Below are 23,832 nucleotides of genomic sequence, written 5' to 3' on the forward strand. Positions count from 1 at the left end.
CGGCAAGGAGAAGGCTACCCCTGCAAAATGCCTGAAGGGCGAGATGACCGTTCCCGGGGACAAGTCCATCTCGCACCGTTCGGTCATATTCGGCTCGATAGCCGAAGAGACGACAGAGGTCTCTGGCTTCCTCGAAGGCGAGGACAATCTGTCTACTATTGCGGCCTTCACTCTCATGGGGGTCGATATAGAAAGAGACGGGGACAGGGTAAGGATAAACGGGAAGGGGCTTCATGGCTTAAAAGAGCCCGATGACGTCATAAACGCCGGCAACTCAGGCACCACTACAAGGCTTCTGACCGGGCTCCTCTCGGGCATGCCGTTTTTCTCGGCCATAACGGGGGACGAGTCGCTCCGTAAAAGGCCGATGAAGAGGGTGGTAGAGCCTCTTATCAAGATGGGCGCGGCAATAACAGGCAGAAAGGACGGAAGCCTTCTTCCTATCGCCATATCGGGAAGGAAGCTCAAGGGCATCACATACAGGACGCCTGTTGCGAGCGCGCAGTTGAAATCCGCGCTCCTTCTGGCCGCGCTTTCGGCTGACGGCGAAACCGTAATAGAGGAGCCGGAGAAGAGCAGGGACCATACCGAGAGGATGCTCAAGCTCTTCGGGGCGAATTTAAGCGTCTCCGGCAATTCTATTTCAGTCAGGTCGACAAACAGGCTTGCCGGGTGTAAAATAATTGTACCCGGGGACATCTCCTCGGCCGCTTTTTTCATGGCCGGCGCGGCGTTGACTGAAGGATCGGATCTCCTCATAAGGGATGTCGGCATAAACCCCACCAGGGTCGGTATTGTAGATATCCTCAAAAAGATGGGAGGCATGGTCGAGGTCAAAAACGCTCGCGAGTCATCTGGCGAGCCTGTGGGGGATATCTTTGTGCGGGGCTCGCGCCTGAAAGGGATCGAAATCGGCGGACCGGATCTGCTCCCTGCGATCGACGAGTTCCCCATCATATGCGTTGCCGCCGCCTTTGCCGATGGCACGACAAGGATCAGCGGCGCTAAGGAGCTGAGGGTAAAAGAGAGCGACAGGATAGCGGTCATCTCAGAGTGCCTCGGGGCCATAGGCGTCAGGAACACAGAGACGGAAGACGGCATAATCATAGAGGGTACCTGCGGGAGGCCTGTAAAGGGTGGGACCATCAGGAGCCACGGCGATCACAGGATAGCGATGGCCATGGCCATGGCGGCTTTGAGGACAGAGGCAGGCATAGAGATAGAAGGGGCAGGGAGCGTTGACGTCTCCTTCCCCGGTTTCTTCGGCCTCCTCGGGAAGATAAGGGTGCAATGAAAAGAGGGCCTGTAATAGCGATAGACGGGCCGAGCGGCGTAGGCAAGACTACCGTAAGCAGGGGGGTCGCTCGAAAGCTCGGCTTCAGGTACATAAACACCGGGTCGATGTACAGGGCTATTGCCCTTGCCGCCAAGGAATCGTGGGTCGACCTCAAAAGCGATGTAGTCCTTGAGGAGTTTTGCGCCGGGGTCGATTTCCGGTACGACGTTGAAACCGGCTCCGTCTCGGTGGACGGCATAGACTATACCGGCAGGCTGAGGAGTCAGCAGGCCGCTGAGCTTGCCTCAAAGGTGTCGACAAAGGGGTCGGTGAGGGAGTTCCTTGTCGCCTATCAGAGAAAGCTCGCTGAAGCCGGGAATGTCGTAATGGAAGGCAGGGACATTGGCACGGTGGTATTCCCTGACGCCGACGTAAAGATTTTCCTCGATGCCCCTCATGATGTCAGGGCCGGCAGGCGCCACCTTGAGCTTGTCGAAAAGGGCGTGCATGAAAGCGTAGAAGTGAGCAGCGAAATAGAGGAGCGCGACAGGCGGGACAGCTCGCGCGAGCTGTCGCCTCTTAAGATGGCGGATGACGCGATAAGGATAGACACGGCCGCTATAGGGATAGACGCTGTAATAGATAAAGTACTTAAAGCGGTCAGGGAAAGGTTGAGCGTTGGAGATCATCGTAGCTAAATCATCGGGCTTCTGTTTCGGTGTCAAGAGGGCCATAAACATGGCCGACAAATGCGCCTCAGAGGAAAAAGGCGATGGCATCTATACCCTCGGCCCCATTATCCATAACCCTCAGGTCGTAAAGAGGCTTGAGGAATCTAATGTCTTCGTCAAAAAAAGCCTCTCTGAGATAGACGCGGGGACCGTCATCATAAGGTCCCACGGTGTGAAATCCGAGGAGTACAGGGAAGCAAGGGAGAAGGGGCTTAATATCGTCGACGCGACCTGCCCGTTCGTGAAAAAGGCGCAGGACCTCGTCTCTCAGCTTACCGAAGATGGCTACGAGGTCGTCGTTGTCGGCGAGAAGGACCACCCTGAGGTCAAGGGGCTCATAAGCTACGGGAGCAAGAAGGTTTTGGTGGCTGGAAGCATAGCCGAACTCGTGGATATGCCGAGGGTAGCCAGGCTGGGCATCGTCGCGCAGACTACTATTCCAATGGAAAAGCTTGAGGATATTGTCAGTTTTTGTTTACATAAGGCCTCTGAGTTAAAGGTATTCAATACGATTTGTAACGCTACGTCTACCAGGCAGACCGAAAGCGCTGAGATGGCGAGGAAGGTCGATGTGATGATAGTGGTCGGCGGCAAGAACAGCGCCAACACGAGAAGGCTCGCCGAGGTCTGTCTTGCCATACAGCCGATGACCTATCATATTGAGGTTGCGGCGGAATTGGACCATGCCTGGTTTTCCGGGGCCCGGCGGGTTGGAGTTACTTCAGGGGCGTCCACCCCTGAGTGGCTCATAGAGGAGGTAGTGAGTCAAATAGGTGAGTTTGCTACGAAATGATTTGCGCTTTGAAACGCTCTATGATATGGTTTTTCTTCAAAGAATAAGAATGGGGAGGACTGGCGATTAATGATAGGGAGAGAGGAAAAGTCCCGCGCAGGTGATGCGCCCAAATCGGATTTCGAGGAGCTTTTCGAAAGCCGCATAAAGGAGATGCAGGAAGGGGATATCACCAAGGGCAGGGTCGTCCAGATCACCCAGGACTCGGTGATGATAGATATAGGGTACAAGTCCGAAGGGCACGTCCCTTTGCGCGAGTTCCTTGACAAGGACGGGAATCCTACCGTCAAGGTAGGGGACGAGATAGCCGTCCTTATCGAAAGGCGCGAGGATGAGCATGGCTTTGTGCGTCTTTCGAAGGCAAAGGCCGACCAGCTCAAGGTCTGGGACAAGATAATAGAATCTCATGATAAGGGTGTTGCGGTCCAGGGCATCATCTCCGAGAGGATAAAAGGCGGATTTTACGTTGAGATCGAAAACATAACCGCCTTCCTGCCGGGCTCTCAGGTGGACCTCAAGCCCGTGAGGAACCCGGATAAGCTCATCGGCCAGAGCTTCCAGTTCAGGGTGCTCAAATACAACAGGCGCAAGAACAATGTCATCGTCTCAAGGAGGGTCATCCTCGAAGAGGAGAGGGAGGTCATGAGGAAGACCACCATCGAGACCATCCATGAGGGGACCATAGTCGAGGGGATGGTCAAAAACATCACCGATTACGGCGCGTTCATCGACCTCGGCGGCATCGACGGCCTCGTGCATCTTACTGACCTTTCCTGGGGCAAGGTAACCCACCCTTCACAGGTACTCAAGATAGGCGACCAGGTGAAGGTCATGATATTGAAGTTCAACAAGGAAGAGAACAAGATATCCCTCGGGTTCAAGCAGACGATGGAAGACCCGTGGCTTAAAGTCGGGGAGAAGCACGCCCTCGGCCAGAGGACCCGCGGGACTGTGGTCAATATAACCGACTACGGCGCGTTCGTCGAGATAGAGCCCGGGCTTGAAGGCCTGGTCCACATATCCGAGATGTCCTGGACCAAGCTTAAGCACCCTTCCCAGAAGGTAAAGGTAGGGGATGCGGTCGAGGTAGAGGTGCTCGACATCGACCCGGCGAGCAAGAGGATATCTCTTGGCATGAAGCAGATCGAGGCCAACCCATGGGAAGAGGCCGAGAGGCGCTATCCGAAGGGGACGAAGATAAAAGGGGTCGTCAAGAACATAACCGACTTCGGCGTCTTCATCGGCATAGAGGAGGGCATAGACGGCCTTGTGCACATCTCCGACCTTTCATGGAAAAAGGTGAAGCACCCCTCGGAGCTTTTCAAGAAGGGGCAGGAGGTCGAGGCGATCGTATTGAACATCGAGGGCGCGAACAGGAGGTTCTCGCTTTCCACGAAGGTCCTTGAGAAGAACCCGTGGCAGGGGGTCGAAGACCGCTACAAGCCCGGCATGACCGTGCAGGGGCGCGTAACGAGTGTCGCCGATTTCGGCGCGTTCGTCGAGCTTGAAGAGGGCCTTGAAGGGCTGGTGCATGTCTCGGAGCTCTCCCGCGGCAAAAAACGCGGGGCTGATATAAAAGAAGGCGATATCGTCGAGGTAGAGGTGTTGAACGTCGACCCAGATGACAACAAGATCGGCCTCTCTGTAAGGGAGATCAAAAGCCACACAGGCGCAGAGGGCGAAGGTACGCACTAAATGAGAAGAGAGGTTTTAAGAAACCTCCTGGCCGCGTTCGGGGTGGTCTTCATAGCGATAATCGCCCTCTCTGTCGTGGTAGGCGTCTTCATGGACAGCGAGATAACGGGCGAAAAGGTCGCTGTCGTCGAACTTCAGGGCGTCATCACGGACCCGGCCGATGTCAATCAGGAGCTGCAGGACCTTGCCGCGCGCGATGACGTCAAGGCTGTAGTCCTGAGGATCGATTCCCCTGGAGGGGCCGTTGGGCCGTCCCAGGAGATACACCGGGAAGTCGAGAAGCTCAGGGAGAAGAAGACCGTGGTCGCCTCAATGGGCACCGTTGCCGCCTCTGGCGGCTACTACGCCGCTGTGGCAGCCGAGAAGATAGTAGCGAACCCCGGCACAATAACCGGTTCGATAGGCGTCATCATGGAATTTTTCAACGCACAGGAGCTTCTCGGGAAGATCGGGCTTAAGGGCTACGTCATAAAAAGCGGCAAGTACAAGGACGTGGGCTCGCCTTTGCGCGAGATGGAGGCCGAGGAACGGGCGCTTATCCAGGCCGCCATAGATGACGTCAACAGGCAGTTCATAAAAGCGGTAGCCGAGGGCAGGCGTCTTAAGACCGAAGAGGTGGAAAAGATAGCCGACGGCAGGATATTCACCGGCATGCAGGCAAAGGAGCAGGGGCTTGTGGACGAGCTCGGGAGCCTTTCCGACGCGATAACGTTGAGCGCCAGGCTTGCCGGTATAGAGGGCGAGCCTGTAGTTATATATACCGGCAAAAGCAGGATAAGCTTCTGGAAGGCCATGTTCGGGGGCACCTCGGTCGATTCACTTGCCGAGCTTTTCTCCGGCCTTCGGTTGATGTATCTAATGCCAAATCCAGCCAGGTAAAAAGGAGGCAAAGAAGCAGTCATGACCAAGAGTGAGCTGATAGAGGCTGTGGCCGCAAAGGTCACAAACTTCTCGAGGAAGGACGTCGAGATAATAGTCGACACCCTCTTCGAGTCAATGGCCCAGAGCATGTCAACGGGCGACAAGGTGGAGATACGCGGTTTCGGCAGCTTCAAGATCAAGGAGCGGGACGGCAGGCAGGGCAGGAACCCCAAGTCGGGTGAGAACATCTTCATCGACGCGAAGAAGGTCCCCTTCTTCAAGGCCGGCAAGGAGATCAGGGAAAGGATCAACACCGGCAAGTAATGAGACAGATGTGGGCCCCCTGGCGTTCTGAGTACATACACGCCGAAAAGGAAGCCGGCTGCGTATTCTGCAAGGCCACGGCCGCCAGGCCAGGAGAAGGGCTCGTCCTTTTTAACGGTTCGGTCTCCGTTGTCGTACTTAACAAGTTTCCCTACAACAGCGGCCATCTTATGGTTGCACCTTCCCGGCATGTGGCGAAGGTCGAAGAGCTTACGCCGGAAGAGTCCATAGATATGTTCCGGCTGATACGCCACTGCACGTCGGTCCTCACCAAGGCCATGAACCCCGGAGGCTTCAATATAGGGATGAACGTCGGAAAGGCGGCTGGCGCCGGGATAGACGACCACCTGCACATGCACGTAGTACCCAGATGGAACGGGGATATCAACTTCATGCCGGTCCTCTCTGACGTAAAGGTCATACCAGAGCACCTCCAGAAGACCCTCTCTTTGCTCCTCCCGTTCTTCGAACGCCTGAGCGATTAACGCCCTTTCAGCCGCCAAAAAGAGACTTGACAAAAAAGCCGCCCTGTACTAAACTACACCCGATTTTAAATAGACCTTGACCGGTCAAACCCCCGTAACTGACGGAATCAAGGTGGATACCACCGGGGAGCGGGGTTACTGAAATATGATCGCCGACCGTCTGGGCAGAGAGAGCAAGGCTTAAAAATGCCATGCTATTTTCAGGCTCAGACGGTTTTTTTGTGCCTTTTTGAAGATCCGTCATTGGCCAGATGAAGGAAAGCCGCAGACATACTTAAACATTTGACAAAACACGGAAAATCTGGTTAATTCATTGCCTCAAATTCATGAAAAAACATACCTCAAATCCCTTAGCTTGTTGAAAAAAACAGACAGGAGAATTGTATGTCCATGAAGATTATCTATACAGCGGTCGATGAGGCGCCGGCGCTGGCGACTTACTCGCTTCTCCCCATCATCAAGGCGTTCACCGGGGCGGCAGGCATCGATGTCGAGACAAGGGATATCTCCTTGTCTGGAAGGATCATAGCGAACTTCCCGGAAAACATCACCGATGGGCAGAGGATCCCTGATGAGCTTGCGGAACTCGGTGAGCTCACGCTCAAGCCGGAAGCCAACATAATCAAGCTACCCAATATCAGCGCGTCCATCCCGCAGTTGAAGGCCGCTATCAAGGAGCTGCAGGAGAAGGGTTATAAGGTCCCGGACTATCCTGAGGACCCGAAAAACGACGTTGAGAAGGAAATAAAGGCCAGGTACGGCAAGGTCCTCGGGAGCGCCGTAAACCCGGTGCTGAGGGAAGGGAACTCGGACCGCAGGGCGGCGGCCTCAGTAAAGAACTTCGCGAAGAAAAACCCGCACAAGATGGGCGCTTGGACCCCTGAGTCAAAGACCCATGTGGCGCACATGACGGGCGGGGATTTTTACGGCAGTGAAAAGTCCGTGACCGTAGACCAGGCCGGGGTCGTAAGGATCGAGTTCGCGGGCAAGGACGGAAAGACAACGGTCCTCAAGGAGAAGACGTCGCTTAAGGCCGGCGAGGTCATAGACGCCGCTGTCATGAGCCGCAAGGCGCTCCGCAAGTTCTTCGAAGAGCAGATCGAGGACGCGAAGAAAAATGGCGTGCTCTTTTCATTGCACTTGAAGGGCACGATGATGAAGGTCTCGGACCCCATCATGTTCGGCCATGCCGTTACCGTCTTCTTCAAGGACGTCTTCGAGAAGCACGCCGCCGTATTCAATGAGCTTGGAGTGAACCCGAACAACGGGCTCGGGGACGTCTACGCCAAGATAGCGAAGCTCCCAGAGGCGCACAGGGGCGCGATAGAGGCCGACATCAAGGCCTGCTACAAGACGCGCCCTGAGGTCGCCATGGTGAACTCAGACAAGGGCATCACCAACCTGCATGTCCCCAGCGACGTCATCGTCGACGCCTCGATGCCAGCCATGATCCGTGAATCCGGGAGGATGTGGGGGCCTGACGGCAAGCTCCACGACACCAAGGCGGCGATACCCGACAGGTGCTACGCTGGCGTCTATAAGGAAGTTATAAACGATTGTAAAAAACACGGCGCATTTGACCCGCGGACGATGGGCAGCGTCCCGAACGTCGGCCTCATGGCGCAGAAGGCTGAAGAGTACGGCTCGCACGACAAGACCTTCCAGGTGCCGGGTGACGGAGCGGTCAGGGTCGTCGACGCAACTGGCAAGGTATTGATCGAGCAGAAGGTGGAAGAGGGCGATATCTTCCGCATGTGCCAGGCTAAAGACGCGCCGATACAGGACTGGGTGAAGCTTGCCGTCTCGAGAGCAAGGGCCACCGGCGCGCCAGCTATTTTCTGGCTCGACAAGAACAGGGCTCACGACGCTGAGCTTATAAAGAAGGCCGAGCGCTACCTCAAGGACCACGATACCAAAGGGCTCGATATAAGGATCATGACCCCCGAAGAGGCCACCAGCTTCTCCCTTGAGCGCATAAGGGCCGGCAAGGACACCATATCGGTTACCGGCAACGTGCTCAGAGACTACCTCACCGACCTCTTTCCGATCCTCGAGCTTGGGACCAGCGCGAAGATGCTCTCCATCGTGCCCCTCATGAACGGCGGCGGTCTTTTTGAAACAGGCGCGGGCGGGTCTGCCCCAAAGCACGTCCAGCAGTTCCTTGAAGAAGGGTATTTGAGGTGGGACTCACTCGGCGAGTTCCTCGCCCTCGGTGTATCGCTTGAGCACCTGGCGAATACGTTGAAGAACAAAAAGGCGCAGGTACTCGCCGACACGCTCGACCAGGCGATAGGCAAGATACTGGACAACAACAAGTCCCCGGCCCGCAAGGTAGGCGAGCTTGACAACCGGGGAAGCCATTTCTATCTCACGCTCTACTGGGCCCAGGCGCTTGCCGAACAGGGCAACGACAAGGACCTTCAGGCCCGTTTCTCGAAAGCGGCCAAAGGGCTTGCGGAGAACGAGGCGAAGATAGTGGGAGAGCTCAACGGAGCGCAGGGCAAGCCGCAGGATATCGGCGGCTACTACAGGCCGGATTTCGCGAAGGCCTCAAAGGCCATGCGCCCAAGCGCGACGTTTAACTCGATAGTGGACGCGATCTGATAAAAGTTTGGCGCGCCTTCCGGGCGCGCCATCTGTTATTCCATTTTACTGTTAAATCAAGACGGAGGTTTTTATGCAGCTTACAGGCCTTTACTGGGGCAATAAGCTCTTGAGGAGGGTCGAGTACCCCCACGCCGAGGTCCTCGGGCCGGAAGCGAGCGTGGACGATATAAAAGACCTCATCAAGAGATGCGGCCAGGTGTTTATAAAGCCGATCTTCAAGGGCGGCGTAGGCAAGAAGGGCAAGGCCGGCCTCATAGGCAGGGCGAAGGACATCTCTACCGCCCTCAAGGAAAAGGAGCGGCTTTACTTCATCGAGCATACGTTCGGGCACACCTCTGTAAAGGCCGACGGAGTGACCTTCGAGGGAGGAGTTCCGGCAGAGCACGAAGTATACTTCTCCATATCTGATTCGACCCTCTTCCGCGCCCCCATGATGACCATCACCCATCACGGCGGCATGGACATAGAGGAGCTGCCCAAGGACAAGATAAGGGAAATACCCTTTGACCCGCTTACCGGCCTCAAGAGCTTTCATATCTCCAACGCCCTCACGGAGCTTGGAGCCCCGGGCGAGATAATAAGCCCGCTCGTGCAGAACCTGCCGAAGCTCTGGACCCTTTACAACAACTACGGCATGAGCATGCTTGAGCTCAACCCGATAAGGATGATGCCTGACAGCAAGGGAAGGCTTACGCCCGTGGCGTGCGACTTCAAATGCTCCTTCGACATCGACAACCCGGCCTGGAAGAGGCTCGACCTCCCGGCCCACCTTTTCGCCTCGGATTATTCGGAGTTCGAGCAGGAGATAAACCAGCTCAGGACCTACCAGGGGCAGAGCGACGTGTTCGTCATAAACCCGAAGGGCACCATTACCGCGCCGACCTTCGGCGGCGGGGCCAACGCCCTCGTCACAGAACTCCTGGGCGAGAGGGCGACCATATCCTCCGACTTCGGCGGAAACCCGCCCTATGAGAAGATGTTCCAGATATCCAGGATAGTCTTCAAGCACTGGATAAGGCAGTCGAACGTCCTTTTCATAATCGGCGGCAAGGCCAACAACACCGATATCTTCGAGACCTTCAGGGCCATGGCCGACGCCTTGAGGGACAACTTCAATACCAACGGCCCGACCCCTCTTTACGTTGTCATCGGAAGGGGAGGCCCGAACCTCATACGCGGTATGGCTTACATGAGGGACACGCTTGATAACCTCAAGCTCCCCTACAGGATATTCGGCCATGACAGCGCCATGAGCGAGGTCGTAAACTACGCCCTCAACGTGGACAAGTGGATGGAGAAGGACGGAAGGACTCAGCTCGCCAAGGCGATGGGGCTCGAGGCCGATACATCAGCCAAGGCCGTAGCGGCAGCCCGGTAAGTTGTTGCCAAAAACATTAAAACCAAGGTGACGGATATGCATAAGCAAGGCGTCAAGGAATTCCCATACTATGTCGGTGTAAACTCTCTTTCCGAGCTTGCCACGCGCGAAGACCGCGTCTGCGTGCTCAACATACTGGGCAACGAAAGCCGCACAGTGACCCCGGTGAGCCATGTCTACTCTGGCGGCAACATAGTCTTCGGGACAATGCCAGGCAGGTCAGGCCAGGTCCTCGAGACCAAGCTCGGCAACATCCCTGTCTTCAACTCGATCAAGGAAGGGCTCAAGGCGGGACACAAGTTCAATACCGCTGTCATATACCTGCCTCCGTCAGGCGTAAAGGACGGCGTTGCCGAGGCCGTAAAGCACAACCCAGGACTTACGAAGGTGATAATACTCACCGAGAAGGTCTCGGCCTATGACGCCAGGATAATAAGGGCGATGTGCCAGACCAACGGCGTTGATGTCTTCGGTGGAAACTGCCTCGGAGTCGCCGACGCATGGAACCAGGTGAGGATAGGCGGCGCGCTCGGCGGCAATAAACCCGAGGAATCACTCGTCAAGGGCTCTGTTGCCCTCTTCTCCAACTCAGGCAACTTTACCACCACTATAGCAGTCTACCTCCTTACGAAGGGCTGGGGCACCACAACCTCGGTATCGAGCGGAAAGGACGTATACATCCACTACGGCCCAAAAGAGTTCGTACACGCCCTGCATAACGACGACAGGTCAAAGTCCGCCGTTATCTACGTTGAGCCGGGCGGGTACTATGAGCACTCACTCGACATTAAGAAGCCTGCCGTAGCATGCATCGTGGGCCGCTGGAAGGCACGGCTCACCAAGGCATGCGGCCATGCCGGAAGCCTCGCCGGCTCAGGCGACGATGCGCAGGCTAAAGAGAACTGGTTCAAGGAGTGCTTCGGCGTTAAAGACATATATACCCCGCAGAACCCCGTATTTTCCAGGAAGGGCGCGGTGGTAACCAATATCGCCTACATACCTGAGGCGCTCACAAAGGTAATGGAGCTTAACGGCATCAAGCCTGATTTCGAACCCAAGGGCGACCTGTCGCTCAAGTGCTGGTTCGGCTCCAACGCCTCCATTCAGGTGCCCAAAGAGCTCGACGCGCCGACTGTCAAGGCTGAGGCGCCCTATGACGAGCAGATAGAGCACATAAACAGGCAGGTCGGCGCTCAGTTCCCAAGGCAGTCGATGAAGGACGCCTCAGGGGCCTCGATGATGGACCCTGTCACGCAAGTCACCAGGGTCCACAACGTCTCGATACTCGATTCGTCCAAGCGCTCCCTCGAAGAGAACCTAGTCTTCTCGCTCTTGAAGAGGTACCCTGATGAGTACGGCACAGAGCTTGCCAACGTCGCCTTTAACGCCTTCCTTAACCATAATGGGGACCCGGCGCTCGCTGCAGCTGATGCCGCAAGGGAGGCACAGAGCTCGCCGAACTGCGTCGTATCCACGGCGATATCGATCATCGGCAAAGGCAGGGTAAGGGCGGCCCTCGACGCGTCTGACCTCCTCCTTGAGACCTTCCAGGCCTCCGGGCTCAAGGGCCCCCATGAGAAGTTCGACTGCTCCGCCCTCTTAAAGGGTATCTCTCCGGATGCAAAGGAATCCCTTACCGCCGCCAAGGGCGATGAGACCGCCAGGGCAATACTTAAGAAGGTAGACGGCCTCGGCAAAAAGTCCGTCTTTATCGAGTTCGTAAAGGAGGCCGCTTCCGGCAGCCCCTCTACCGACGCGCTCATCGCGGCCATATGGACGACACTCGGCTGGGAACCGCTTATAAAGAGGAGCATATCGAAGATAACCATAGCAGCCCTTCCCTGGTACTCAAGGGTATTCTCATCGTTCGTCGGCTGCAGCGTGCCGGCTTCGAAGCAAAAGAAGGATAGCTTCTGCGGTGTCAAGAACGATGAGCTTATCGAAAAGTGGTCCTTTACCGACGCCGCGTTCCTGGCCCTTATCGGCAGGAAGCCGGCCGATAAGGAGAGGTTCGAGTTCTCAATGCTCCTGGGGCTCATCATCTCGAACGGCCCCGGCACCATATCGGCGCAGGGATCAAAGGGCGCGGTAAGCTCGGACGGCCCTGAGGACCCCTCAAGGGTCCAGATAAACAAGGCCTTCGTAGGTTTCCTGACGCACACCGGCTTTGCCCACGGCGGCAACGGTTACGAGGCCATCGCGTTCCTCATCGACAGATTCAGCGGCAAGGGCCTGAAGGACCCGTCGAGCAAAAAACACGGGCTAGACCTCAAGGCGATAGCCGACGAGTACTCAAGGGGCTACGCCAAGTACAAGGCCAACCAGAAGGCGCTCGGCAATATCGAGTACGTGAAGATACCTTGCGTCAACCACCCTGTTTTCAAGGGCAAGGAGGTCAACTACGACCCGAGGGAGAGGTTCGTGGCATCGCTCTTCGAAGACAAGGGCGTCTACAACGTATTCCTGGACTTCTATCACAACCTCGTGAGGTCGCTCTTCGACTTTAAGATCAGCAAGGACGTATACTGCGTAAATATCGACGCGGTCATCGCGGTTATCCTCCTGAAGATCGTCTGGGATGCCTTCAACTCCGGCAAGATGTCTAACGAGGAGGTCGAGTCGGCTGCCTTCACGACATTCCTCTTCGGCAGGATGATAGGCTGCGCCGCCGAGATAGACGACCATATCAACAGGGGGCGGAACATGGACACAAGGACAGCCGCCTCAAAGTGCTCATTCGTCGGATAAGCTGAACCCATCAGGATGCCCGGCCTTTTAAGGCCGGGCATCTTTCATTTCAGGCCGGATTTCCCTTTTAATTCAAAGGTATTCTGATATATAATCTTTGACAGCCCTGTAGCTTTGGTATATCTTTCTGAAAAAATACCCTCATCCGGCTCCCACCGTCACGGGGCCAGACAGGCGTCGTTATGACCATAATAAAAAAGCTCCAGCCCCTTGGTGAGATACTCAAGGGCAAGGGTATCATAAGCCAGGCCCAGCTGGACGAGGCCCTCGCGGTAGGAAAGAGGACAAATACGAGGGTCGGCAAGGTCATCGTAAACCTCGGATACGCCACCGAGGAAGATATCGCCAACGCCCTCGCCGTCCAGTACGGCATCCCGTCCATAATGATCTCCAGCGTAATACTCGACCCGCGCCTGCTAAAGCTCGTCCCGGAGCAGACGGCGAAGAGGTACATGGTCATACCCGTCTCGGTTGACGGCGACACGCTCAAGGTCGCCATGCTCGACCCGCTCAATGTCTTCGCCATAGACGAGCTCAAAAAGTTGACAGGCCTCCAGATAGACCCGCTGGTCACCACCGAGACAGAGGTTATGAAGGCCTTGAGCCAGTACGGCGGGATGGGTTCATCCCTCGATGAGATAGTAAGCAAGGTGCAGGCCTCAGGGCTCGACCTGTTGAAGGGCGAGGACGTCCTGCCTGACAAGCTCGAAAAGATAGCAGGCGAGAGCTCGATAGTGCAGCTTGCCAATACTGTCATATCCAACGCCGTTGTCGACGGCGCCTCCGACATACACATAGAGCCTGACGAGGATACCTTGAGGGTCCGCTACAGGGTAGACGGTGTGCTCCGTGAGATGGTAAACCTGCCGCTTAAGCTCCATCCGGCGGTCATCTCCAGGATAAAGATACTCGGAGAGCTCGATATCGCCGAGAAGAGGCTCCCGCAGGACGGGCGCTTCGTCGTGAAGGTCGGGAGCCGCGACATAGACATAAGGCTTTCGACGCTGCCGACCATATTCGGCGAAAAGGCGGTCATGAGGCTCCTTGACAAGGGCAAGATGGTCCTTGAGCTTGAAAGCCTCACCCCTTTGCCGGATACCCTCGATGTCCTGAAAAAAGTCATGAAGCGCCCATACGGCATGGTCCTTATCACAGGCCCTACGGGAAGCGGAAAGACCACCACGGCCTATACCCTTTTAAGCCTCGTCAACACGATGGACAAGAACCTCGTTACGGTCGAGGACCCGGTGGAGTATCACCTGAAGCGCGTTAACCAGGTGCAGGTCAACCCCAAGGTCGGCATTACCTTTGCCGGAGCGCTGAGGCACATCCTGAGGCAGGACCCGGACATAGTGATGATAGGAGAGATAAGGGACAAGGAGACGGCTGAGATAGCCATACACGCCGCCCTTACCGGGCACCTTGTCATATCGACCATACACACAAACGACGCCGTTGGCACCATCTCAAGGCTCCTTGACATGGGCGTAGAGCCTTATCTTGTCTCTTCAGCCGTATCATGCATAGTCGGGCAGAGGCTCGTAAGGAAGCTCTGCAAGTCGTGCAGCGCCCCGTATGAGGCCGACCCGAGGCTCATAGAAGAGCTTGGGGTCAGGTTCCAGGGTAAGACCCCGGTCTTCTACAGGGGCGCAGGGTGTCAGTCCTGCAAGGGCACCGGCTTGAGGGGCAGGGTAGGGATATACGAGGCGCTATTGCTTGACGAGGAGATCAGGGGTCTTATACTTTCGAGGGCCCCTGACGCGGCTATCATCGAGACCGCCAAGAAAAAGGGTTTCAGGCCCCTGAGGTACCAGGGCATACGCACCGCTTTGGCCGGCCATACGACCATCGAAGAGGTGCTGCAGGCCACACAGTCGGTCGAGTGATGGCGACTTTTTTGGCAGTTTTAATGACGAGGACACTTCGCCTGCAAGGACGGGGTTTACTGTAGCATGCCGAACTTCCTTTACAGGGCCAGGGACAAACATGGCGAGCTGGTCACGGGCCGTCTGGAGGCCGCCAGTGTCGAGGAATCAGAGGCCGCGCTCGACAAGATGGGCCTCATCCCGATAAGGGTCAGGAAGGACTCTTCCTCTTTCAGGCTCCCGGACTTCAAGAACCTGTTCGATAAGACCCCCCAGCAGGATGTCATAATGTTCAGCCGCCAGCTCGCCACCCTTTTTGGCGCCGGCGTGCCGCTTACCAGGGCCCTTTTCTCGCTCGAAAGGCAGGCCTCTACCGACAATTTCAGGAAGATAGTAAAGTCCATAAGGGAAGACGTTGAGGCCGGGGTAAGCTTAGCCGTCTCCTTCAGGAGGTTCCCGCAGGCATTTACTGAATTGTACTGCAGCATGATAGAGGCAGGAGAAGCGGGCGGCATACTTGAGGCCGTGCTCCAGAGGCTGGCGCTGTTATTGGAGAAGAACTCCGAGAACAGGGCCAAGGTCAAATCCGCCACCCTTTATCCGAAGATAGTCATCGTGGGCGTGGTAATAGCCGTGATCATACTCATGAGCTTCGTCGTGCCAAGGTTCGCGAAGCTCTACTCCTCTTTCAAGATTGAGCTTCCTCTGCCCACCCGCATGCTCATATCCATTTCAGGCTTTTTCGCGAACTACTGGTACCTTGTTATCATCGCCGCTGTCGGGTTCTTTCTGGCGATCAGGATGTATTTCAGGACAGAAGGCGGCAAGGATTTCAGGGACAGGATGGTATTGAAGGTACCAGTCTTTGGCCCCATAGTCCTTAAATCGGTCCTGTCGAGGTTCTCGATGGTGCTCGGCTCCCTTTACCAGAGCGGCCTGCCGATACTACAGTCCCTCGACATAGTCTCAAGGGCTGTCGACAACAGGACCATAGCGCGTGAGGTCAAAAGAATAGAGGACGAGGTGAGGGCCGGTAAAAGCCTTTCGGCGGAGTTGGCCAAGTCAGAGCAGTTCCCGCCGATGATTGTCCAGATGGTGACCGTCGGAGAGGAGACGGGCAACCTTGATGAGATGCTTGGAAAGATCTCCGAGTATTACGACAGGGAGATAGAGACCTCTATACGGAACCTTACCACCACGCTTGAGCCGATACTCCTGGCCTTCGTCTTTGTGATAGTGCTATTTCTCGCCCTTGCGATATTCCTCCCCATGTGGGACATAATAAAAGTGGTGAAGAGGTAACCTTGAGGCGGGGCGAAATTATTGGCCCCGTGGCGGGCCGGACTTTATTGGAGACCCTTATTGTACTGGCCCTGGTCTCAGTCCTGCTTGTCGTAGCTATAGAACGGTACGTCCTGTCGGTCAAGCCGGTAAAGGAAGCCGCCCTTGTAATAGAGCTGTCGAACATGAGGAACGCCGTCACCCATTATGTGCTGCTTGAAAGGAAGCTCCCTGCCTCTTTAAAGGAACTTACCGAGACAAGCATCGAAGTACCCAGGAAAGAGCTATCAGGAGAGTATAAGATAATGGTCGTCGGGAAGTATGTGGAATCAGCTACCGTAGACCAGGACGGATGGCCCCTCGACCCTTTCGGGTACAGGTATTGGTACGACCCGGCTACCGGTAGGGTACGGGCGGGCGCGCCAGGGTATGAAAAATGGTAAAAACGCTTTATTTCCAGCGATATATATTGCTAAAGTTCTTGACAAGAACTGCCGTTATAAGTTATAGCTAAGCTCAATATTACAAGGAGGCTGTATGCATAAAGGCGAAAAGGGCTTTACTCTTATCGAGCTCGTGATGGTCATCGTTATCCTCGGGATACTCGCGGCTGTGGCGGTGCCCAGGTTCATCGACCTCCAGTCAGAGGCGAGGGAGAGTACCGCGAAGGGCATAGGCGGGGCGATAGCAGGGGCAGCGAACATCCTGCACGCGCAGTACATCTTGAGGGGTACCAACTACATGCTCGGAACATCAGAGGCCGATACCAGCACGACATCTGTCCTCTATAACGCCAACATATCAGGCGCGACGGTTACTGCGGACCCTGGCGGCCTTACCGTAGGCGGAGGCGCGGCTACCGTAACGATAGACATAGGCGGCAATACCTATACGATGAATTTCACAGTCGGCTCGGCAACCGAGGGGCCGAAGGTCAAGTACAACTGGTAATATAGCTTCAAGACTCAAGAAGCCCGTTATCGCCCAGCTCTCCCAGCCTCCTGCGAGCGTAAGTTTGGCGTAACGGGCTTGTCACTTTTTCAGGCGCCGGGGTAAGAGTGCCAGAAGGCATCAGAGTAAAAATAAAGGCCCTTTCAGCAGTAGTATTCCTTGCAGTCCTCGCCATCCTGTATTTCCGTTCAGCGCTAACCGGTGAAATGCTCCTTACGGAAAGGGACCTCTCCATTTTCTTCATCCCGCCAAGGCTCTTCTGGGTCGACGCGATACAGGCAGGGGAATTCCCGCTCTGGAACCCGTATTCTTTCGCCGGACATCCGCTTTTCGCGACCCTTCAGCCGGGCATCCTCTACCCGCTTAACCTGCTCCTTTTTGTTCTCCCATTCGACCTGGCCTTCAACTGGACGATAATAACCCATTCCATCCTGGCCGGGGCCTTTACGTTCCTGCTTTTAAGGGAATATCACACGAGCATAGCAGGGTCTGTTTCAGGCGCGCTCGTCTTCATGCTCTCTGGCTATCTATTCTCGGTCCACAACGTGATGAGCACGCTCTTTACTGTAGCGTGGGCCCCTCTCGCGATATTCTTCTTCACACGAGCGCTGAAAAGGGGCTCTTATCTCTACTCGGTCCTTACCGGCATGACACTGGCGGTCATGTTCCTCGGTGGCGGCATCGAGGTCCTTTTCGGGGTGGTCTTAATACTCCTTGCCGCGTCCCTTTATCCACGGTTGCTTTTATTCAGCGGCAAGGGCGGCATCAAGAGCAACCTGCTTATCTTCATGCTCTCGATAGCCGTCTTTATCGGCCTCTCGGCAATCCAGCTCATCCCTTTTCTCGAGCTTGCCTCGCAATCGACAAGGGCAGGGGGGCTAACTTACCTCGAAGCGACAACCTGGTCCTTTGATTTGAAGGACTTTATCCAGTTCTTCATCCCTGACCCGTACGGCTATTTTTCATCAACCGAGAAGTATTGGGCAAATCAGAGCTGGCTCAAGACCGTATATCTTGGGACGATCCCGTTTATCCTCTCGATTTTTTTCTTTCAGCAAAGAAAACGGCAGGCGCTGCCATTCGCCTTTCTCTCGGTCATCTTCCTCATGCTCGCCATGGGCAGGAATACGGCCATATACCATTTTCTTTTCGATAACGTGCCTTTCATAGACAAGATCCGTTACCCGGTAAAGTTCCTCTTCGCCCCTTTTCTTTTCATCGCCCTTGCCGCCGGCCTCGGTTTTGACGCGTTGAAAGATGGCCTTTCAAAGAAAGACGGGAAGGCCTTGAAGACGGTGATGGTAATCCTTGCCGCTTCAACGCTCGCGGCGCTGGCCTTCGGATTTCTAAGTTTTTTCGATTCAGGCGTAAGGGAGCACCTGACCGCCAGAGGCATCGATTTTCCGGAATATAACAAGGCCGATATAAACATCTTCAACGCCAAGCGGGTACTCCTGTTTTACATGATGGCGGCTGTAGCCATCTACGCCGCGTCAAAAACCGCGCGTCCCGCTAAGCTCCTGGCATTCATCATCCCGGCGCTCCTCGCGAGCGACCTCTTTTTCGCGCACAACGGATATTACGAGGCAACTCCAGCAAAGGAGTATCACGCTAAGGGAGAGTCGTTGGACTTTCTTTCAAAGGACGATGCAGGGCTTTTCAGGGTCTTTATATCGCCAAAGACCGCCAAAGACCTTTCTTTCTCTTTAAAGGATAGCAAAGCCCCGACGATCGACAGGTACAAGGAACTTGTCTCCGGGTTTAACCTGAACCACGGGGTCTTCGACAGCGGCGGCGTTGAGGTTATGAAGCGCGCCGACTATTGGCTGGTCTACGACCTCGCGTCATCCCAGGCCGCCCCTGACGCTACCAACATCATCTCGATGCTAAACGTGAAGTATGTCATCTCCGCGCCTGTTATAGACTCTAAAGAGTTCCGTCTGGTAAAGACCATTGGCAAAGATGAGGGCGGCTTAAAGGCCCTCAAGATATACGAGAACCCGGGTTTTACGCCCAGGTTCTATATGGCCTACGATTACAGGGTGATAGAGAAGCCACGCGAGATGATAGATAGACTGGTCGATAAGAAGTTCGCTCCTGGCAGTACCGTCCTCCTGGAAGAGGAGCCATGGAAGACTGAGAGGCCGGTTTTGAGCAAGGCTCCCAGCTCGATAGATATAACCGGGTATAGGAACAACTCCGTTGAGCTAAAGGTAAGGACAGAGACAGACGGAGTGCTGGTCGCTGGCGAAAGCTGGTATCCGGGGTGGAAGGCCTATGTCGACGGCAGGGAGGAGAGGGTGCTGAAGGCCGACCTGATATTCCGGGCGGTCCCGATAAAGGCCGGAGAGCACGTTGTAAGGTTCGTCTATGAGCCGCTATCGTTTGTGATCGGCCTTTGGATAAGCTCTGCGTCAGTTTTGATTTTGGCGCTCTTTTTCCTTTTGAGGGCGCGAAAGAGCAGGGCGGCTGAGGCATGATGTCTTTTTTTTACTCTTACAGAAGAAGTCTCTTTGTTGGTGTACTCACGGCCCTTTTTATCCTTATCGCCACGGGAATCGCGCTCCGTAAGTCGAACACGTGGGACGAGCCGGCGCACATCCTTTCCGGGTACGCCTATCTTGCAAAGGGCATGGATTACATCGCGCCCGTAAACCACCCCGTGCTCGGCAGGGCCATCACCGCCGCTTTCCCCTGGTTATTCCTCGACCTCTCCATTGACGAGACGATCGAGCCGGAAGGGGCCAAAGACTCGCGTTTCATACCCTATTCCGTCAAGTTCCTGTATGAGAACAAGGCTGGCGCCGATGATATTCTCTTTCTTTCGCGCCTCGGGAATATCCTGCTCGCCGCTCTCCTCGCCATATATGTCTACATCTGGTCGAGCCGCCTATGGGGCGCAACCGGCGCCTTCCTCTCCCTCTTCTTTTTTATACTATGCCCGAATATGCTGGCCAACGCGAGCATCGCGACTACAGACCTGCCGATAACAGCGTTCTTTTTCATTACCTCGTATTACCTCTTCAGGACAGCCGAAGAGGGCGTAAGCACGGTTAAGACGATCGCTGCCTCCGTCTTCTTCACATTTGCCCTTGCGTCAAAGCATACAGCCTTTCTCCTCATACCTTTTATCCCGCTCGCCTACCTCTTCGCGGCCAGGAAGGATGGCGCGCGTAAGCTGGTTACGCACCTTGGTTTTTTTATACTGCTCTCGTACACAGCCTTATGGGCCGTTTACGGCTTCAGGTTCCATTCATCAGCCGCAGGTTATACCGCGCCGGAATGGGGGATATTCCCTCCAACGGGCCTGACCCCTCTTTTTGCCTTTATAAGGGACTACAGGCTTCTCCCTGAATCGTATCTGTTAGGCGTGGTGGGTTCGATAGCGGGCGCGGAGATAGGCAAGCCGACCTTCTTCATGGGCGAATACTCTTCCTCAACTGGCTGGTTTAGCTACTTCCCCGTTGCCTTTCTCATAAAGACACCGATACCGGCGCTCATATTGCTGGCGGCCTCGGTGGTATATCTTACGCAGGAGAGCGTGAAGAGAAGAAGGGCTTTAATGCTCATGCTGCCGGCAATACTGGTCTTCCTGGTCTTTACGCTTGAGAGGGTGAATATCGGACTCAGGCACATATTGCCGGTATACCCGTTCCTGTTTACACTCATAGGTTTCGTGCCCTCCATAAGGACAAAGAGCGAGAAGCTCGCGAGGGCTGTATTTTACACCTGCATGGTTTGGTATGCCTACGCCGCCTCTCTTGTATACCCGCACCAGCTCGCTTATTTTAACGAATTCATAGGGGGGCCGAAAAACGGGTACAGATATCTTGTCGACTCGAACCTCGACTGGGGGCAGGACTTGCTGGGCCTTAAAGAGTACGTCGGCCGCAAGGGCATAAAGAAGATAAAGCTCGCCTACTTCGGGCTTTCAGACCCTGCCTACTTTGGTATTGACTACCAGTACATGCCGAGCTATCTGATACTAAAGGCCAGGGACTATGAACCGGATATCGAGCTCAAGGGCTGGTTTGCCATAAGCGCGACCATGCTCCAGGGGGTCTATCTCCCTGACCATGATTTCTACGCGGTCTTCAGGAACATAGAGCCGGTTGAAAAGATAGGATATTCGATATTCGTCTACAGGCTGGGAGTTGATGAGGGTCAGTAGCTCATCTGCTTGAGCCTGAGCCTTTTGCCTTCAATGCCCCGTTCCGCCTTTTCTACAAGCCTCTCGGCGGCCTTATGTTTGCCGAGCGCCCCTGCCTTCGATGCCTGGAGCGTGTAGGCGTCGTAATAATAGGGCGATGACGGGGACTTTTCCCGGCAGGCGAAGGCCCTCAGGAGTACAGGCGGCGGGCACTGTAGCCTTATCCGCACCTCATCAGGAAGGCTCTCTATCGGCGGCGTCTTTAAGGCCGGGTAGGCCGTAAGCCAAGGCGGAGTGTTAAAAAGGTCAGCGCCGGAACGTGCCCTTAATACCCAGAGATGGCCGCTTAGCACGTTGAACTCCGGTAGCTCGGTAGTGACGACATAGGGCGGGGGCTGGAGCCTTCCATTGCTTTCAAGGTAGTCCCTTTGAGGGCGCGCCGTTTTAAGCTCTATATTCCTTGTCGATTCAAGTACCATGTAATTATAGGCGGAGGAGTCGACCAGGACTCCTCCGAGGTTCACAATGAAGCCTGCGGCAAAGAGCGCTGGCAGAGCGGCCTTAAATATTGCGCTGGCAGGGAGGGCCGCCAGTGGGGCGATTGCAAGCGGGATAAGAGGCAACAGGAACCGTGGCCCCCATGTGTCGGCCCCTTCCCAGGCCCACCATGCCGAATAGAGGAGGAAGTTCGCCGCAAAAAGGGATAGTATGAGCAGTGCCTCTGCTTTTTTGCGTATCGAGAGCCTCCATACGGCATACGGAAAAAGGAGCATGGCAGGGGCATATATCAGGATCCCCTTGCCCGGGTTTATAAGGAGGTCCTTTACACCTTTGAGGACCGGGTTTACGAACATGCCGGCCTCAGAGCCGTAGCCGAAATCAAAGGGCGAGCCGTACCTGCTCAGGTTGAGCCAGATCATCAAGGCGCCTGACAGGGCGAGCGGGGTGAAAAAAGAAAGAGGCCGGAGGATATGATCCTTTTCCTTAAGGCTTCTGTAGAGGCAGTAGGCTATAAAAAACGGGAGCAGGGCAATGTTGGCGGCCTTTGTAAAGACAGCCGCGCTCAAGGACAGACCGGCAAGCACGGCGTAAAGCCTCGGCCTGCTGCCGGACTTTATAAGGAAGAGGAAGGCTGAAGTCAGGAGAAGCCCCTGTAAAGGCTCTGAGAGGAAGTTGTTCATATATACAAAGGCAAAGGTCCCAAAGACCGACGCTACTGAAAGAAAGAGCGCCCTTCTATTGCTAAAGCCGAGCTCTACTATGATAGAATGGAGGACCGAGGCTGTAAGCGCGAGCAGCAAAATATTAACAGCCCCGAGGATAAGATCAGGCGGGACTATGACCAATGCCGACAGAAGGTCGTAGAGGAAAAGGAAAGGGACCATGAGAAAGGGGAGGCCGACTCCGTATTTCGAGTAGATCCGCACCACCTCGCCGGTTACGAGATTGGTCTTTACGGCGCTGCTCAAATCCCCAAGCTCATAGATCGACACCGACAGGTTTAGCATGTCCTCGCTGTCGCTTATGCTGAAGAGCTGATAGGCGGAGAAGAACGGGGCAGAGAGCGCCAGGACGAGAAAGAAAGGGATTGCTTTTTTCACGCTACCCATTTGAGAAAAGGTTCTCTTTTTAGTAAAATAGCCCAGGGATTATACCAGAATATGCCGGTTAGAAAAAGGTCTTTCAAAGCAAAGGGCGGCTTTACCCTCATAGAGCTTATGATGGTGATCCTCCTCCTGTCGATACTCGGCGCGGTTGCGGCCCCGTACCTGTGGAGCGGCGCGCCTGCCATCACCATCTCTGCGCTGTCGCGAAAGGTGGCCGACGACATACGTTACGCCCAGGAACTCGCCCTTTCCCGGAATAACCTCGACACCCCTGTCTCTACCAACCCCTATTTCCTTTACAGGGTGCGCTTCAACGTGGCCGCCCCTTTCTGCGCCGACGCAAACCAGTACAACATAGCGAGCGACGCGGACAATAACGGGAGCTGGGCTGAGAACCCCAACGGCTCCGGGCAGATAGAGAGCGCGAGAAACCCGGTCAACGGCGAGTCCTTCTTCTGCGTAAGCCTCGATAACGGCGATTACGCCGGCTTTACCGTATCAGCCGACTTCGGCGGCTCTGTCCCTGGCGTGGTCGCCTTTGACCAGATGGGAGTGCCTTACGACAGCGACGGGGCGCGGATAAGTTCCTCCAAAAGCATCACGGTATCTAAAGGCGGAGAGTCCGAGGTGCTGACTTTGACCCCGTATACAGGGCTGGTGGTGCGCTGATGCGCAGAGAGAACGGATTCACCCTTATAGAGACCCTGATGGTAATCGTGCTCCTGGGAATAATGGGCACGGGCCTTATCATGTACTTCGTGGGCCTGGGCTCATCCAACCAGGCCATAGTGATAGAGGCCGTTGCGCTTGCGCAGGAGAAGATGGAGAAGATAAAGGCGGACGTTAAATCGGCCGGCTTCGATTCGATAGTCTCTGAAGCGGCGGCAACGCTTCCCGCGCCTTTCGACAGGTTTACGCGGGAGGTGCAGGCGCAGTGCGTGGAGGAGGCCGACCTTGACGCGGCGAGCGGCGCCATGCCGGGGTGCTCAGATTCGGACATAAAGGCCAAGAGGGTCGTAGTGACCGTTTCATGGCCGGGCGGCTCAACTGAAGTCACAACGGTTATAACGGACCATTAGC

20 protein-coding genes are annotated in these 23,832 nt (G+C 55.4%); 18 read left to right on the forward strand and 2 right to left on the reverse strand.

The features are described from left to right. Positions 1-43 precede the first annotated feature (43 nt). From A2V21_301230 to A2V21_301260, 7 genes are all read left to right on the forward strand, one after another. Positions 44-1,294: a 3-phosphoshikimate 1-carboxyvinyltransferase gene (locus A2V21_301230; GenBank protein OIJ74999.1), complete on the forward strand. Its 1,251-nt coding sequence runs from the start codon at positions 44-46 to the stop codon at positions 1,292-1,294. After that, the gene (locus A2V21_301235; protein OIJ72999.1) at positions 1,291-1,974 is read left to right on the forward strand and encodes a cytidylate kinase; all 684 of its coding nucleotides are present in this window, start codon (positions 1,291-1,293) and stop codon (positions 1,972-1,974) included. The genes A2V21_301230 and A2V21_301235 overlap by 4 nt, the downstream gene beginning before the upstream one ends. After that, positions 1,955-2,800, forward strand: a complete 846-nt coding sequence (locus A2V21_301240; protein OIJ73000.1) for a 4-hydroxy-3-methylbut-2-enyl diphosphate reductase — start codon at positions 1,955-1,957, stop codon at positions 2,798-2,800. Before A2V21_301235 ends, A2V21_301240 begins: the two co-directional genes overlap by 20 nt. 69 nt (positions 2,801-2,869) lie before the next feature. Further along, positions 2,870-4,495 carry a 30S ribosomal protein S1 gene (locus tag A2V21_301245; protein ID OIJ73001.1) on the forward strand — a complete coding sequence of 542 codons (1,626 nt, stop codon included), beginning with the start codon at positions 2,870-2,872 and terminating at the stop codon, positions 4,493-4,495. Continuing rightward, a complete protein-coding gene (locus tag A2V21_301250) occupies positions 4,496-5,374 on the forward strand; it encodes a hypothetical protein (protein OIJ73002.1) in 879 nt (292 codons plus the stop codon). It begins immediately after the preceding gene. Between the two features lie 21 nt (positions 5,375-5,395). After that, entirely contained in the window at positions 5,396-5,680 is a 285-nt protein-coding gene (locus tag A2V21_301255; protein OIJ73003.1) for an integration host factor subunit beta, read from the forward strand. Continuing rightward, the gene (locus tag A2V21_301260) at positions 5,680-6,165 is read left to right on the forward strand and encodes an HIT family hydrolase (GenBank protein ID OIJ73004.1); all 486 of its coding nucleotides are present in this window, start codon (positions 5,680-5,682) and stop codon (positions 6,163-6,165) included. Before A2V21_301255 ends, A2V21_301260 begins: the two co-directional genes overlap by 1 nt. Before the next feature lie 7 nt (positions 6,166-6,172). On the opposite strand, the gene A2V21_301265 is transcribed toward A2V21_301260, so the two are convergent. After that, complete coding sequence (locus tag A2V21_301265) at positions 6,173-6,358, reverse strand: hypothetical protein (GenBank protein ID OIJ73005.1); 186 nt, start codon at positions 6,356-6,358, stop codon at positions 6,173-6,175. 191 nt (positions 6,359-6,549) lie between these two features. Here A2V21_301265 and A2V21_301270 point away from each other — a divergent pair, with 191 nt between their 5' ends. The 9 genes from A2V21_301270 (at position 6,550) to A2V21_301310 (ending at position 21,166) form a co-directional block, all read left to right on the forward strand. Beyond that, the gene (locus tag A2V21_301270; GenBank protein OIJ73006.1) at positions 6,550-8,769 is read left to right on the forward strand and encodes an isocitrate dehydrogenase (NADP(+)); all 2,220 of its coding nucleotides are present in this window, start codon (positions 6,550-6,552) and stop codon (positions 8,767-8,769) included. A 73-nt stretch (positions 8,770-8,842) separates the two neighbouring features. Further along, the gene (locus A2V21_301275) at positions 8,843-10,150 is read left to right on the forward strand and encodes a carboxylate--amine ligase (protein ID OIJ73007.1); all 1,308 of its coding nucleotides are present in this window, start codon (positions 8,843-8,845) and stop codon (positions 10,148-10,150) included. Positions 10,151-10,186: 36 nt separating this feature from the next. Next, positions 10,187-12,898 (forward strand): CoA-binding protein, encoded by a 2,712-nt coding sequence (locus A2V21_301280; protein ID OIJ73008.1) that lies wholly within the window; start codon positions 10,187-10,189, stop codon positions 12,896-12,898. A gap of 182 nt (positions 12,899-13,080) precedes the next feature. Next, the gene (locus A2V21_301285; GenBank protein OIJ73009.1) at positions 13,081-14,784 is read left to right on the forward strand and encodes a hypothetical protein; all 1,704 of its coding nucleotides are present in this window, start codon (positions 13,081-13,083) and stop codon (positions 14,782-14,784) included. A 66-nt stretch (positions 14,785-14,850) separates the two neighbouring features. Beyond that, entirely contained in the window at positions 14,851-16,065 is a 1,215-nt protein-coding gene (locus tag A2V21_301290; protein OIJ73010.1) for a hypothetical protein, read from the forward strand. A 47-nt stretch (positions 16,066-16,112) separates the two neighbouring features. Then, positions 16,113-16,487 carry a hypothetical protein gene (locus A2V21_301295; GenBank protein OIJ73011.1) on the forward strand — a complete coding sequence of 125 codons (375 nt, stop codon included), beginning with the start codon at positions 16,113-16,115 and terminating at the stop codon, positions 16,485-16,487. A 94-nt stretch (positions 16,488-16,581) separates the two neighbouring features. Further along, on the forward strand, positions 16,582-16,995 hold the full coding sequence (locus tag A2V21_301300; GenBank protein ID OIJ73012.1) for a hypothetical protein: 414 nt from the start codon (positions 16,582-16,584) through the stop codon (positions 16,993-16,995). A gap of 107 nt (positions 16,996-17,102) precedes the next feature. Further along, a complete protein-coding gene (locus tag A2V21_301305) occupies positions 17,103-19,475 on the forward strand; it encodes a hypothetical protein (protein OIJ73013.1) in 2,373 nt (790 codons plus the stop codon). Then, complete coding sequence (locus A2V21_301310; GenBank protein ID OIJ73014.1) at positions 19,475-21,166, forward strand: hypothetical protein; 1,692 nt, start codon at positions 19,475-19,477, stop codon at positions 21,164-21,166. The genes A2V21_301305 and A2V21_301310 overlap by 1 nt, the downstream gene beginning before the upstream one ends. Here the strand turns inward: A2V21_301310 and A2V21_301315 are convergent. Then, the gene (locus tag A2V21_301315; GenBank protein ID OIJ73015.1) at positions 21,160-22,755 is read right to left on the reverse strand and encodes a hypothetical protein; all 1,596 of its coding nucleotides are present in this window, start codon (positions 22,753-22,755) and stop codon (positions 21,160-21,162) included. The two genes, A2V21_301310 and A2V21_301315, sit on opposite strands and share 7 nt — an antisense overlap. A gap of 51 nt (positions 22,756-22,806) precedes the next feature. On the opposite strand from A2V21_301315, the gene A2V21_301320 reads away from it, so the two are divergent. Continuing rightward, positions 22,807-23,421 (forward strand): hypothetical protein, encoded by a 615-nt coding sequence (locus tag A2V21_301320; GenBank protein OIJ73016.1) that lies wholly within the window; start codon positions 22,807-22,809, stop codon positions 23,419-23,421. Further along, positions 23,421-23,831 (forward strand): hypothetical protein, encoded by a 411-nt coding sequence (locus A2V21_301325; protein ID OIJ73017.1) that lies wholly within the window; start codon positions 23,421-23,423, stop codon positions 23,829-23,831. The genes A2V21_301320 and A2V21_301325 overlap by 1 nt, the downstream gene beginning before the upstream one ends. Position 23,832: the final 1 nt, after the last annotated feature.

Source organism: Deltaproteobacteria bacterium GWC2_55_46 (genome assembly GCA_001595385.3).
In the GTDB taxonomy this organism is placed as follows: domain Bacteria; phylum Desulfobacterota; class GWC2-55-46; order GWC2-55-46; family GWC2-55-46; genus UBA5799.

Bases quoted from the DNA above. Each gene is read 5' to 3' on its own strand.
- A2V21_301230 (OIJ74999.1), top strand. From the start codon at position 44: ATGACCGTTCCCGGGGACAAGTCCATCTCGCACCGTTCGGTCATATTC.
- A2V21_301310 (OIJ73014.1), top strand. From the start codon at position 19,475: ATGTCTTTTTTTTACTCTTACAGAAGAAGTCTCTTTGTTGGTGTACTC.
- A2V21_301300 (OIJ73012.1), top strand. From the start codon at position 16,582: ATGCATAAAGGCGAAAAGGGCTTTACTCTTATCGAGCTCGTGATGGTC.
- A2V21_301270 (OIJ73006.1), top strand. From the start codon at position 6,550: ATGTCCATGAAGATTATCTATACAGCGGTCGATGAGGCGCCGGCGCTG.
- A2V21_301275 (OIJ73007.1), top strand. From the start codon at position 8,843: ATGCAGCTTACAGGCCTTTACTGGGGCAATAAGCTCTTGAGGAGGGTC.
- A2V21_301325 (OIJ73017.1), top strand. From the start codon at position 23,421: ATGCGCAGAGAGAACGGATTCACCCTTATAGAGACCCTGATGGTAATC.
- A2V21_301250 (OIJ73002.1), top strand. From the start codon at position 4,496: ATGAGAAGAGAGGTTTTAAGAAACCTCCTGGCCGCGTTCGGGGTGGTC.
- A2V21_301280 (OIJ73008.1), top strand. From the start codon at position 10,187: ATGCATAAGCAAGGCGTCAAGGAATTCCCATACTATGTCGGTGTAAAC.
- A2V21_301320 (OIJ73016.1), top strand. From the start codon at position 22,807: ATGCCGGTTAGAAAAAGGTCTTTCAAAGCAAAGGGCGGCTTTACCCTC.
- A2V21_301260 (OIJ73004.1), top strand. From the start codon at position 5,680: ATGAGACAGATGTGGGCCCCCTGGCGTTCTGAGTACATACACGCCGAA.
- A2V21_301285 (OIJ73009.1), top strand. From the start codon at position 13,081: ATGACCATAATAAAAAAGCTCCAGCCCCTTGGTGAGATACTCAAGGGC.
- A2V21_301265 (OIJ73005.1), bottom strand. From the start codon at position 6,358: ATGGCATTTTTAAGCCTTGCTCTCTCTGCCCAGACGGTCGGCGATCAT.
- A2V21_301255 (OIJ73003.1), top strand. From the start codon at position 5,396: ATGACCAAGAGTGAGCTGATAGAGGCTGTGGCCGCAAAGGTCACAAAC.
- A2V21_301235 (OIJ72999.1), top strand. From the start codon at position 1,291: ATGAAAAGAGGGCCTGTAATAGCGATAGACGGGCCGAGCGGCGTAGGC.
- A2V21_301290 (OIJ73010.1), top strand. From the start codon at position 14,851: ATGCCGAACTTCCTTTACAGGGCCAGGGACAAACATGGCGAGCTGGTC.
- A2V21_301315 (OIJ73015.1), bottom strand. From the start codon at position 22,755: ATGGGTAGCGTGAAAAAAGCAATCCCTTTCTTTCTCGTCCTGGCGCTC.
- A2V21_301245 (OIJ73001.1), top strand. From the start codon at position 2,870: ATGATAGGGAGAGAGGAAAAGTCCCGCGCAGGTGATGCGCCCAAATCG.